This is a genomic window from Ruegeria sp. K7 (genome assembly GCF_056531785.1).
Map to the genome: position 1 here is coordinate 211,085 of NZ_JBQFMJ010000006.1, position 12,067 is coordinate 223,151.

Genomic DNA, 12,067 nt, shown 5'->3' on the forward strand with positions numbered 1-12,067 from the left:
TCCCTTGCATGGTTGGCAACCCGCAGATTCAGCTATGCAGGAGCCACTTAAACGACGCGCACGGTATTCCTGAGCGTGCCGATTTCTGAAATTTCACAAACCACAGTGTCCCCGTCTTTCAGGAACTGTGGTGGGTCCATGGCGTATCCGACACCAGACGGTGTGCCGGTCGCGATTACGTCGCCAGGTTCCAGGGTCATACCTTCTGAAAGGGATGCGATCAGCGTTGGAATGTCGAAAATCATGTCCGACGTCGATCCGTTTTGGCGCTGTTCGCCGTTGACTGTTAATCCGATTGATAGAGCGTGCGGATCGCTGATTGTATCAGCGGTCACTATGAAGGGGCCCAATGGGCAAGACCCATCTAAACCTTTGCCTTTGAAATACTGCCCACCATGTCGGCGTTGAATGTCGCGTGCGGTGATGTCATTGAGAATCGTATAGCCGTATACATGGTCGTATGCGTCAGCCTTGGCTATGTTTCGCCCCGGTTTTCCAATCACAACTGCCAGTTCAACTTCATAGTCAATGGCTTGTGAGACTGAGGGGAATATCAGAATGTCTGCCTCTGGCGCCACAATCGATGTCGGCGGTTTTGTGAAGAAGACCGGATGCTCTGTTACGCCAATTTTTTGGTTTTGGGCACGTTCGCCCTCGGCGATGTGTTCAGCATAATTGCGCCCGACACAGAAAACGTTCTTACGCGGGGAAGGAATTGGTGCCAGAAACGGCACGTCATCCGGGACCAGTGCGTCGTTTAGATTACCCGTTTCGGCCGATGAAACGAGGGTTTTCAAAACGCCAAGTGTTTCTTTTCCGCCTGCGATCAGATGCTGCATTGAACCTGCGTCCAGCGCTTCGCCAAGCACTTGCGCTGCGCGCAAAACGTCCAACTTGCCGCCATCGTTTAGTATTGCCACGCAAACGGCGTGGCCCTCTACGGAAACAGTTGCTAACCGCACTCGGCACTCCTCCCTCGTGCTTGTGTCAAGACGTGGTCACGGATCCTGTCCGGCGACTCGTTTCTTGCTTTCCTCTTGCCCTTGAGTTTTTTCCGACTTGGCGTTTCAATCAATCAACCAATCGCCAAATTGGGTGGAGATATGAGTGCACCAACCGAACTCGCGCACCGCGTACGCGACCTGATTAACAATGCCGGATATAGGCATAACGACAGGCTCCCACCTGAACGTGAGCTGTGTTCAAAACTTGGGACCACTCGCAATCAGTTGCGAAGAGCGTTGGCAGAGCTTGAGGCCCAGGGGCTAATCTGGCGTCATGTGGGGCGGGGAACATTTGTTGGATCCAGGCCGGTTCTCAACCTCACCGATGTAACTTATTTGGGCAACCAAATTAAACCTGAACAGGTTGTATCCGTTAGATTTACGATCGAGCCGCAGCTTAGCCGCCTCGCAGCGCTCCATTCCACACGTTCCGATCGTGAGCAAATGAGGCTATGCGCGGACAAATGTCGTACCGCAGAGGATTGGCGCACGTACGAAGCTTGGGACAATAATTTGCATTACGCTATAGCCCGCTCCACTCGTAACCAGCTCTTTTTATACTTCTTTGAGACTTTGAATTCGGTTCGAAGATCGATTGTTTGGGGGCAGCCACGCGAAACTTTAAAGCCCGCAGAAGACTATTCCAGCTTTAGCGAACATGATGTGATCGTGTCTGCCATAGCAAAAGGCGACTGTGAGCTTGCGGCCAGTGCCATGGTGGATCACCTGAAATCGGTTTATTCGCGGGTGCTGCCTACGAGCATCCAGTCCGACAGCTGAAGTAGCGCTGGCGCCCAACCAATTCGGGAAATGGTCGGGGCAGATTGTAGCCGTTGGTCTTGCAAAACAGCCTGAATTTTGGCGATGACTTGGTAAGCCGCCGCGTCCGTTTGAATGTGGCGTGGCATCGATTGGAAGGTATCTGACCGTTCGGAAATCCGATCTTTGGCAGTCAAGCGTTCAGGAGGAAAGCGATGTCCGATCATGTAATTCCCGCGCCGCAGGTGCATGTCATACCCGTATCGGGGGGCGGCACGTTCCCGCTCCGGCGTGTCTACTGCATTGGGCGAAACTACGCGGCGCATGCAATTGAAATGGGCCATGACCCGAACCGGGAACCTCCATTTTTCTTTCAAAAGAACCCAAACAATTTGGACCCTTCAGGGGAATTCCCGTACCCTCCGCACAGTTCCGACGTGCACCACGAAGCAGAAATGCTTGTTGCGCTCAAGTCCGGCGGCACGAATATCTCGGTGGACGATGCATTGGATCATGTCTTTGGGTACGGCCTTTCGCTTGATATGACCCGTCGCGACCTGCAAGGGCAGATGAAAAAGATGGGTCGCCCGTGGGAAATTGGGAAAGCGTTTGAGCGCTCGGCGCCATGCGGACCAATTCACAAGGCATCAGAGGTCGGGCATCTCGACGGAGGTCCGATTACTCTGACGGTGAATGGTGAAGTTCGGCAAGAAGGCGACTTGAACCAGATGATTTGGAAAGTCCCCGAGATGATCTCGTATCTGAGCGACTACTTCGAGCTTGCGGCCGGGGACGTTATCCTTTCAGGGACACCTTCTGGTGTTGGTCCCGTCAACCGAGGGGATGTTATGGTCTTGGCCGTCGACAAGTTGGGCAGCCTGAACGTACGCGTGACTTAGAACCTGCTGCGACGACCTAACATTGCGAAAGAAACCGATGCTTGTGTAAACGGATAACAGATGCCCGATTTAGTCGCTGAATTGATTGCACACCATGCAGACACGGCAAATGCCATTGGCGCCCCTGGCCAGCCTTGGTTGAGCTACCTTGGTTTGCGCGAGCATTGCGCGAAGGTCAAAGAGGATCTGCATCAGATCGGAATAGGGCGCGGCGACAGGGTGGCAATTGTGTTGCCTAACGGACCAGAGATGGCGACGGCATTCATATCCGTCGCCCAAGTGGCGACGACGGCGCCTTTAAACCCTTCTTATACTATCGAAGAATATGTATTCTATCTCAAAGACTTGAAAGCCAAGGCTCTTGTAGTAAGCGAAAACGAAAGTGGCCCAGCCGTGCAAGCGGCGACTGAACTGGGTGTGGCCGTCTTGCGGATTTCTAGCGATAGTTCTCGTCCAGCTGGACAGTTTTCCGTTTTGGCCTGTGACCCAATTGGAGTGGCTGATACATCAGCGCCGGGTGAAGATGACGTCGCCCTGATACTCCATACATCAGGAACAACGTCGCGCCCCAAGATCGTTCCTTTGACGCAGGCCAATATCTACTCGTCGGCACGGAACGTGGCTTCGTCTTTGAAGCTGACAATCGATGATCGTTGTCTAAGCATCATGCCGCTGTTCCATATCCATGGGTTGATCGCAGCAGTCGCGGCTTCTTTAGGCGCCGGATCGCAAATTAGCTGCGCCCCTGGGTTCAACGCTCTTAGCTTTTTTTCACAGGTCGCTGAGGTTGATCCGACATGGTACACGGCGGTTCCGACAATGCACCAAGCTATTCTCGCCCGAGCCGCCCGAAACCAATCAGTCATTGAGCAATCGCGCTTGCGTTTCTTGCGGTCGTCTTCCGCGTCGTTGCCCGCGCCGGTCATGGAAGAGTTGGTGGCGACATTCAATGCGCCTGTCATCGAGGCCTACGGTATGACTGAGGCCACGCATCAAATGTGTTGCAACCCGCTTCCTCCACAAAAGCAAAAGCCCGGATACGTCGGAGTAGCAGCGGGCCCTGAAGTCAGAATTGCAGACGAAACGGAAAATGTATTGATCGCTTCGCGGGATGTCGGAGAAATCGTTATCAGCGGTCCGAACGTGACCCCTGGGTATGAGAGCAACCCGCAGGCAAATGCAGATAATTTCTTTGAAGCGGATGGAAAACTCTGGTTTCGCACCGGTGATCAAGGGTCGTTCGACGAAGAGGATTATCTGCGACTGACTGGACGCCTTAAGGAGCTTATCAATCGCGGTGGAGAAAAAATCAGTCCACTTGAAGTTGACGCCGTGCTTCTAAGCCATCCGGACGTTGCTCAGGCGGTTTGTTTTGCCGTTCCCCACGAGAAACTGGGCGAAGATATAGCGGCGGCGGTGGTGCTCTCAGAAGGAGCGACGATTGCAGGTCAGGACGTCCGGGATTTTGTTGGCGCACGGCTCGCAAAATTCAAGGTGCCGACTTCAGTGGTTATTCTCGAAGAGATACCAAAAGGTGCGACTGGTAAGATACAAAGGATTGGGCTGGCCGCTAAATTGGGACTGGCAAGGGCTTAGACACATGAAAGTTTGCATCTTTGGTGCCGGAGCTATCGGAGGTTACGTTGCCGCGAAGCTCGCGCAGACTGACGTCGACGTCAGTGTCGTTGCACGTGGCCCACATCTGGCTGCAATGCAAGAAAAAGGGCTGACTCTCCAAGAGGATGGGCAGGACCCAATCAACGTGCCAATACGCGCCTCGGACAATGCCGCCGATCTCGGCGCCCAAGACTATGTCTTTATCACACTGAAAGCGCATTCCGTTCCAGCAGTTGTGGACTCGATCCAGCCACTGATTGGGGATGAAACGACAATAGTGAGCGGAGTGAACGGGGTACCCTGGTGGTATTTCCACAAGCTGGGCGGTCCCTTCGAGGGGACGAGATTGTCATCTGTAGACTCGGGAGACGCGCAATGGAACGGTTTCGGACCGGATCGTGTGCTTGGGTGTGTTGTTTATCCGGCCGCGGAAGTCATTGCTCCGGGATCGATCAAGCATGTCGAAGGCAATCGTTTTTCTTTGGGTGAGCCCGATGGCACTAAATCAGACCGTGCCTCCAACCTTTCGGCTGCATTGTCCACCGCCGGGTTGCGCGCGCCCGTAAGACCAAGAATACGGGATGAAATTTGGCTGAAGCTATGGGGCAACTTGTCGTTCAACCCGATTTCCGCACTTACCCACTCAACACTTGATGTCTTGTGTACTGATGAAGGTTCACGCTCCGTGGCACGTGGAATGATGCTAGAGGCTCAGGAAATCGGTGAAAAACTGGGGGTTAGGTTCCCGATTGATGTCGAAAAGCGCATTGACGGAGGAGCGGCTGTCGGAGCACACAAGACCTCGATGTGGCAGGATTTGGAGCTGAACCGACCTATGGAAATTGATGCCTTGGTCACTTCAGTACAGGAATTGGGGCAACTGACCGGGATCGCAACACCCACAATCGACACTGTTGCATCACTGATAAAACTGAGGGCAAAGGTCGCGGGTCTTTACTAAGATTCTGCTGGCGATCATCTGAAGAGATCAGTTCTGGGCGGGCGGGGAGCTGAATAGCGATCCGGCGCTACAAAACGCAGATCTTTCAAGCGTCTTGTCAGAAGAACTTTGCTTGGGCGGGGCAGGAGTTTTGCTTGCTTTTGCATATGCCTAGACCTGCCTCTTTCAAATTCTTAAAACCAATCTCGAGATCATCCACCTTTCGGTGATGCTGTACATCCGCTTTGTCCGCGTAGCGGTCGCTCGCGATATTCAGGCGAACGTCTGCACCGAGCCCTTGTCAGACACTCGCTCTGCGCGCAGCATCTGTCCGGGAAGCTGACGTTCACTGGAGTTCGGCAAAAATGAGTATTGTTCGAGTTTGTTACCAGCTGAGAGCTCAGCACCGGAAAACCGGAGTATCAACTACGGTCAAACGCAGGGTTGCTTCCCAAGAGACTGGAGTGCCGTGTCCAAACGCCAAATCTACTGATCGGCAACGATCATTCGAGCCACGGGCACTAAGGCACCGGATTGCTGCACGACACGCCCGGCCAGCGCGCAACCTTCCTGAATGCTGGTGTGTAGATCGCGCCCCTTTATCAAGCCATTCAATACACCTGCATTGAAACTGTCGCCCGCAGCGGTTGTGTCCTCTGGGACTCCGATTGGCGGGACCAGAACTTCTTTATGCTCGGCGTCGGACAGAAAGATCACCGGGTTGTCTCCATCCTTGACCACAACTTGTGACGCGCCCAGATCAGCATAGCGATACAGGGTGGCAACGGGGTCGCTGTCTCCGAACCACTGCGCTTCATCATTGAACGAAGGTAGTACCAAATCGGCAAGGGTCGCTGCCTGCGTAACCATGAACGTCATCTCGTAGTTTGACCGCCAAAGCCGGGGTCGGAGATTTGGATCGAAAGCGATAGCTTTTCCCTTTGCCCGTGCCTTCTTCAGAGACTTTAACAAGATGTTACGGGAAAGTTCGTCAAGGATCGCAATCGTTATGCCTGAGAAATAGATCAAGTCCGCTTCATCAATTGCGGCATTCAATGCCTTTGCGTCCTTGGCGAGTTGACGTGCAGCCGACGCCTCTCTCCAATAGGTAAAGCTGCGCTCGCCCTCACTCACATGTATGCGATAGAGACCAACAGTTTTGTTTGGCATGAACTGAACATGAGCGTCAGAAATATTGCTGGCCCGCATAAACTTCAACATTTCGCTGGACAGGTCATCATCGCCAACGGCGGTGAAATAGGCGACCTCTGCCTGTGTCGAAATCTGAGCGAGATACCAAGCGGTGTTGAAGGTATCTCCGGCAAAGCCCAAGCGAAACGTCCTCGCGTCCCCTGTCGGAGCGAGTTCGGCCATGCACTCGCCAATCGACAAAACGCGTTTCGGACCAGAGCGGTCAGAGAAAATCGTCACGGCGCGGAGTAAAGGTGTCGATTAGAACGCCCGGCACGAGACAGACACATCCGTGGGTCTGGTCGGAAGGGATCACGAAACTGTCGCCAGGACCAACTTCGCGCTCTTCCTGGCCAAGCGTAAACCGAAATCGGCCGCTTTCTACGTAAGTCGATTGCACATGGGGATGGCTGTGAAGGGTTCCAATGGCTCCCGACGCTGCAAACCTGAAGGCAACAACCATCAACTGATCATGATCCGACAAGACTTGCCGGGTCACATCGGGTCCGGTTGAGACAATGGGATACTCAGACATTATGTGATCCTTGTGTGTTACGAGAAAAGCATGCCGCCGTTGATGTCGATATTCGCACCGGTGATGAAAGCGCTGTCGTCGCAAGCAAGAAACAGGACAAGATTTGCCGTATCTTGAACATGCCCTTGACGCTTGAGTGGGGCGTTTGCCTCGAAGCCGCGTCTCCCGGCGTCCGGTGTGTGAATATTGTGGAAATCCGTGTCGATCATGCCGGGGCAAAGCGCGTTAACACGGATTTCTGGACCAACTTCCTTGGCCAGCCCTCGGGTCATGGTCATCACCGCCCCCTTGGAGGCAGCGTAGGCAACGGCTCCCGGACCGCCTCCGTCGCGACCGGCTTGACTTGCCAGATTCACGATCGCCCCGCTATTCATGTGCGCCAGGCACGCCTGAGTCATAAGAAACGTACTGGTGACATTAAGGCGCATCACGGCCTCCCAATGCTCCAAAGACATCTCCGCGATGGTCTTGCGGGCAATGAGTCCGCCCGCATTGTTAACGAGGATATCGACGCCGCCAAAGGCCTGCACTGCCGCCTTAACCAGCGCATCCGCATCTACCTTGTTGTTCAAATCCCCCTGAACTGCGATTGCACGGCCACCTTGCGTCTTGATGGCCTCGACGGTCTCATCCGCTCCTTTGGAGCTTGAGAAGTAGTTGATAGCGATACTTGCGCCTTCTGAGGCTAATTTCTCGGCGACGGCTCTGCCGATGTCGCGGCCCCCTCCTGTGACGATGGCGGTTTTTCCTTCGAGTTTCATTGGAAGTCCTTCAAAGCTGAAATCGGCGCGAAATAGATTGGACAGTAGTCGTTAAACGCTTATGCGCCGCGTTGCACAAAAAGATCATAGATTTCAGGGACATTGTCATGGCCCATGCCTGCCTCTAGAGCGGCAGCCAGGTTAGCGGCAGTACCTTCTGCGATCTCGACCCGGGTATTCATGTCTTGTGTCATCTGTACAAAATATCCGATGTCCTTGGCAGCATTCGCAATCGAAAAGCCAAGATCACTGACCCCATCGACAGCATAGTTCTTGCAAAACTGCATGAAGGGCGAATTGGACGGGCCCGCCGACATGATGTCGAACAGCTGCTGCACGTCAATTCCGGTGCGTTTGGCAACAGCGAAAGCCTGGCTCATCGCGCAAACGGTAGTCATGCCCATGAAGTTATTGATCAGCTTCGTCACGTGGCCTGACCCAAGCGCACCAAGGTAAAAGACGTTTTCGCCAAGCACGTCTAGCACGGGCTTCACCTTGACATAGGTGTCCATGTCACCTGCGGCCATGATATTAAGCAACCCGTCCTTGGCGTGTGCTGGCGTGCGTCCCAAAGGCGCATCAATCATTCCCGCCCCTTTTGCAGCTAAATCCGCTCCGATCTTTTGGGTGGATGCCGGAATGGACGTGCCGAAATCAATGATGGTTGTCCCCGGCTTGATACCAGCGAGTATCCCTTCGTCGCCGTAGATCAAGCTTTCGACGACTTCCGAAGTCGTCACGCAGAGCATGACGATATCACTGGCTAGAGCGAGTTCTTTCGGGGTGCTGGCTTCCACCGCGCCCCGCGCAAGCGCGGGCTCTAGGGCGCTCCGCGTCCGCCCCATCACCACCAGGTCATACCCGTTGTTTTGCAAGCATTCGGCCATGTTGCCACCCATCAGGCCAAGGCCAATGAATCCAATTTTTGGGGCTGTCATATGTCGCTCCTTCATACTGTCATGTGGGCGTGTTATCGAATGCATCTGCGCCCGCTTGCGCCACCTCGAGATCCTGCGCGGGCGATCCGGAACTCACGCCGATGCCGCCAACGACAACGCCGCCCGACATGATCGGCAAGCCGCCCGCAACAGCAACCATGCGCCCACCCAAAGCGGAGGAGATTCCGTGCGCAGGCATGCCAGGCTGATTTACTTCTCCCAAGGCACCTGTGCCTTTCTGGATTCCAGTTGCGGTAAAACTTTTGTCAATGGCCAGTTGAATGCTGGTAATCTTGCCACCGTCCATACGCTCAAAAGCGATGAGGTTGCCGCTTTCATCGGTCACGGCGATGCACATTGGCACGCCGATCTGACGTGCTTTGGCGCGTGCGCTTGCGATCAGCCTCTCGGCGTCGGTGATATCCAGTCTCTTAATCGTCAACATGAGCTGCACACTCCGCCGATCATTGGGAGATTATTAGGTTCGGCAACGTCAGGGAGATCGCCGGTATGAAGGTGATCAGCATGAGCGCTGAAAAGATCGCGAGGTAAAACGGCCAGATCGTTCTCACGGCTTTCTCCATTGGCAGCTTGCCAACTGCGCAACCTACAAAAAGACAGGTGCCCACAGGCGGCGTGCACAGTCCCAGGCCGAGGTTGACCAAAAGGATCATGCCAAATTGCACCGGGTCGATCCCCAACATGTTCATCACCGGTAGAAAGATCGGTGTGCAGATCAGGATCAGCGCTGCCATGTCCATGATCATTCCAAGAAGCAGCAGAACTGCATTGATCATTAGCAGGATGAGGATCGGATTTTCGGTTATACCCAGCAGGAATTCGACCGTCTTGGTGGGCACGCGGTTGAAGGTCAGCATGTAGGCGAATGCGCCCGCACAAGCGATCAGGATCATGACCATCGAAGTTGTGCGCACTGAAGATATCACCGCCTCCTTGAATCCCTCCCAGCTAAGACTGCGGTAGACGATAAGTGTCACGATGAAGGCATACATTGCCCCAAAGGCACCGGACTCGGTCACGGTAAAGACTCCAGACAAAACTCCGCCAACGATTATCACTGCCGTCAGCAATCCCGGGATCGAACCGACGAAGGCAATGGCTAGTGCTGTCCAACCGGGAAATTGCTCGGCCTGATAGCCGCGTTTAACCGCCACAACATAGGCTGCAATCGCAAGGCAGCAGCACATCAGCACGCCTGGCACCACACCCGCCAGAAAAAGCTTGGAGATCGACACCGCGCCACCAGTTGCCAGTGCAAAGATAATCATGTTGTGGCTGGGCGGAATGATGATCCCGGCGATGGAGGAGGTCACCGTGACGTTGACCGCGTAGTCGGCATCATACCCTTTGTCTTTCATAACCGGGACAAGGATTGATCCAAGTGCCGAGATGTCCGCGATGGCCGATCCGGAGATACCACCAAACAGCATTGACGAGAACACATTGACGATCCCCAGACCGCCACGCACAGCACCAACCGCTGCCTGCGCGAATTTGACCAATCGCATGGCGATCCCGCCATGAAACATAAGCTCGCCCGCGAAGATGAAGAACGGGATCGCCATCAGCGAAAAGACGTTGACCCCGGAAACGATCCTTTGAAACCCGACAAAAAGCGGTAGGCCTTCGTACCAGAATGCCGCCAAAGCTGAGATGCCCAGGGCAAAGGCTACCGGCGTACCGATTATGACGCAAAGGGCAAAGACCCCAAGAAGAAGCATCAGTCCCATGATTAGCCTTGATCTATATTGTCTTGGCGCTCATCCCTGCCGAGAAACAGGCGTATGAGGTGACCAACGGAAAAGAGAAACAAAAGCGCGCCGCAAATCGTTAAAGGCAGTGAGCGCAGACCTTCCGACCACTGGATCAAGGGTATGAGTGTTTTCCATTTGAACTTGGTCAACTCGATCCCGTACCAGAACATCATCGCGCCAAATCCGGCCATCAGGATGTCCGAGACTATGACAAAGATCGTGCGCACCGGCGTCGGGACAATGTTGCGAAAGATCACCACGGAAAGATGCGTGTGATTATGCACCCCGGCGGCTGCACCCAAAAACGCAATGACCATGACCAGAAGTAGCGAGACTTGCTCGACCCACGTGGGCGTGTTGTTCAGCACATAACGTCCAAAGACCAGCCATGCGAATATTGCGGTCATGCAAACAAGAGCGATCCCCGCGATAAAAACACAAGCTCGAGAAAGAAAATCGAAGGCTCTGTCCATAGGTCGCAAAAACGCCGGTGCTTTTTTATGCTCGCTCATTTGCCCCCCTTCAGATAAAGCTCCCGGCTGCCATAGTTGGAGCCGGGAGCTCGTTTTTTTGCTGATCAAACCAGCTTATTCGGTGGCTTTCGCCATATCGACTAAGGCCTGCATGTCAGGGTTTGCCGCAAGGTAATCGGCATAAACCGCATCCATTGCCGCCTGGAACGGCGCTTTGTCAGCGATTTCGTTTACGGCGATCCCGGCGGCTTCCACATCCTTGCGCGCCTGCTCGGAGCCAATCGCCCATAGCTCGCGCTGAACAAGGGCTGCTTCTTGTGCAGCTCCACGGACAGCTTCCTGCATTTCAGGAGACAAGGCGTTGAACTTGGCGGTGTTCACGCAAATGCATTCAGGTATGATCAGGTGCTCGGACAGTGAGTAGTGGGTGGTCACTTCGTAATGGCCGACGTTCTTGAACGAGGGGAAGTTGTTCTCAGCACCGTCCACAACGCCTGTCTTCAACGCCTGCTGCACTTCGGCAAATGCCATTGGGGACGGGTTGCCGCCCATCGCCGAAATCATCGAAGTATAAAGATCATTGTTCATCACACGGATCTTCAGGCCTTCCACATCCGCCGGTGTGTTGATTGGCTTCTGGCTGTAGAACGAACGCGCGCCCGCGTCGAACCAGGCAAGAGGCAGCACGCCCGCTTCACCCATCGCGGCGGCAACGGTTTGACCCGCTTCACCTTCCATAACACGGAACATGTGCGGCACGCTCTTGAAAATGAACGGCAAGGACACCAGGTTCGCCTCTTTAACCATTGGTCCAATGGGACCAAGGTTAAAGTTGCCGACCTCGATGGCGCCTATGCGAACTTGCTCCAACGCGTCAGGCTGCGAGCCCAAAACACCGCCGTGGAACACGTCGATGGTGATCTCGCCACCCGTGGCCGCATCGACCAACTCAGCGAATTTGTCCATGGCCGCAGTGTTCGGGTGGCCGTCGTTGTGAATGTTCCAAGCGCGCCAGCTCTCCGCGGACGCCGAAGTTGCGATGAGAGCAACCGCGGTGGCAGCTGCAAAGAGCGATTTCGTAAAAGTCATGGGTTCTCCTCCCCGTTGAATTTTGGACAGGACCTGGCTTTTCGAAGTCAGGGAGGTCGGTAGAAGCATGGCTTCCTGCTTCCTCC

The 12,067-nt window shown here is 54.4% G+C and carries 13 protein-coding genes; 4 read left to right on the forward strand and 9 right to left on the reverse strand.

Features of this window, described 5'->3' with window-relative positions; all coding sequences use genetic code 11:
• Nucleotides 1-47: 47 nt before the first annotated feature.
• Nucleotides 48-962: a fumarylacetoacetate hydrolase family protein gene (locus tag ACR0FE_RS12550; protein WP_371732348.1), complete on the reverse strand. Its 915-nt coding sequence runs from the start codon at nt 960-962 to the stop codon at nt 48-50.
• Nucleotides 963-1,103: 141 nt separating this feature from the next.
• On the opposite strand from ACR0FE_RS12550, the gene ACR0FE_RS12555 reads away from it, so the two are divergent.
• From ACR0FE_RS12555 to ACR0FE_RS12570, 4 genes are all read left to right on the forward strand, one after another.
• Nucleotides 1,104-1,784, forward strand: a complete 681-nt coding sequence (locus tag ACR0FE_RS12555) for a FadR/GntR family transcriptional regulator (protein ID WP_170611065.1) — start codon at nt 1,104-1,106, stop codon at nt 1,782-1,784.
• 194 nt (nt 1,785-1,978) lie between these two features.
• Nucleotides 1,979-2,662 (forward strand): fumarylacetoacetate hydrolase family protein, encoded by a 684-nt coding sequence (locus ACR0FE_RS12560; RefSeq protein ID WP_170611062.1) that lies wholly within the window; start codon nt 1,979-1,981, stop codon nt 2,660-2,662.
• Nucleotides 2,663-2,722: 60 nt separating this feature from the next.
• The gene (locus ACR0FE_RS12565; RefSeq protein ID WP_170611059.1) at nt 2,723-4,258 is read left to right on the forward strand and encodes an acyl--CoA ligase; all 1,536 of its coding nucleotides are present in this window, start codon (nt 2,723-2,725) and stop codon (nt 4,256-4,258) included.
• A 4-nt stretch (nt 4,259-4,262) separates the two neighbouring features.
• Nucleotides 4,263-5,240, forward strand: coding sequence for a 2-dehydropantoate 2-reductase (locus ACR0FE_RS12570; RefSeq protein WP_480912965.1), 978 nt, complete (start codon nt 4,263-4,265; stop codon nt 5,238-5,240).
• Between the two features lie 465 nt (nt 5,241-5,705).
• Here ACR0FE_RS12570 and ACR0FE_RS12575 read toward each other — a convergent pair whose 3' ends face one another.
• From ACR0FE_RS12575 to ACR0FE_RS12610, 8 genes are read right to left on the reverse strand one after another with little or no spacing between them, the layout of a single operon-like run.
• The gene (locus tag ACR0FE_RS12575; protein WP_480912966.1) at nt 5,706-6,650 is read right to left on the reverse strand and encodes a sugar kinase; all 945 of its coding nucleotides are present in this window, start codon (nt 6,648-6,650) and stop codon (nt 5,706-5,708) included.
• On the reverse strand, nt 6,634-6,945 hold the full coding sequence (locus ACR0FE_RS12580) for a cupin domain-containing protein (RefSeq protein WP_170611050.1): 312 nt from the start codon (nt 6,943-6,945) through the stop codon (nt 6,634-6,636). The genes ACR0FE_RS12575 and ACR0FE_RS12580 overlap by 17 nt, the downstream gene beginning before the upstream one ends.
• A 17-nt stretch (nt 6,946-6,962) precedes the next feature.
• Complete coding sequence (locus ACR0FE_RS12585) at nt 6,963-7,706, reverse strand: 3-oxoacyl-ACP reductase family protein (RefSeq protein ID WP_480912968.1); 744 nt, start codon at nt 7,704-7,706, stop codon at nt 6,963-6,965.
• Between the two features lie 59 nt (nt 7,707-7,765).
• Complete coding sequence (locus ACR0FE_RS12590) at nt 7,766-8,689, reverse strand: NAD(P)-dependent oxidoreductase (protein ID WP_480490907.1); 924 nt, start codon at nt 8,687-8,689, stop codon at nt 7,766-7,768.
• Nucleotides 8,664-9,089, reverse strand: a complete 426-nt coding sequence (locus tag ACR0FE_RS12595) for a heme-binding protein (RefSeq protein ID WP_170611041.1) — start codon at nt 9,087-9,089, stop codon at nt 8,664-8,666. The genes ACR0FE_RS12590 and ACR0FE_RS12595 overlap by 26 nt, the downstream gene beginning before the upstream one ends.
• 19 nt (nt 9,090-9,108) lie before the next feature.
• Nucleotides 9,109-10,395: a TRAP transporter large permease gene (locus ACR0FE_RS12600; protein WP_170611038.1), complete on the reverse strand. Its 1,287-nt coding sequence runs from the start codon at nt 10,393-10,395 to the stop codon at nt 9,109-9,111.
• A 2-nt stretch (nt 10,396-10,397) separates the two neighbouring features.
• Entirely contained in the window at nt 10,398-11,000 is a 603-nt protein-coding gene (locus tag ACR0FE_RS12605) for a TRAP transporter small permease (protein ID WP_480912971.1), read from the reverse strand.
• A gap of 6 nt (nt 11,001-11,006) precedes the next feature.
• Nucleotides 11,007-11,981, reverse strand: coding sequence for a TRAP transporter substrate-binding protein (locus ACR0FE_RS12610; protein WP_480912972.1), 975 nt, complete (start codon nt 11,979-11,981; stop codon nt 11,007-11,009).
• Between the last annotated feature and the right edge of the window lie 86 nt (nt 11,982-12,067).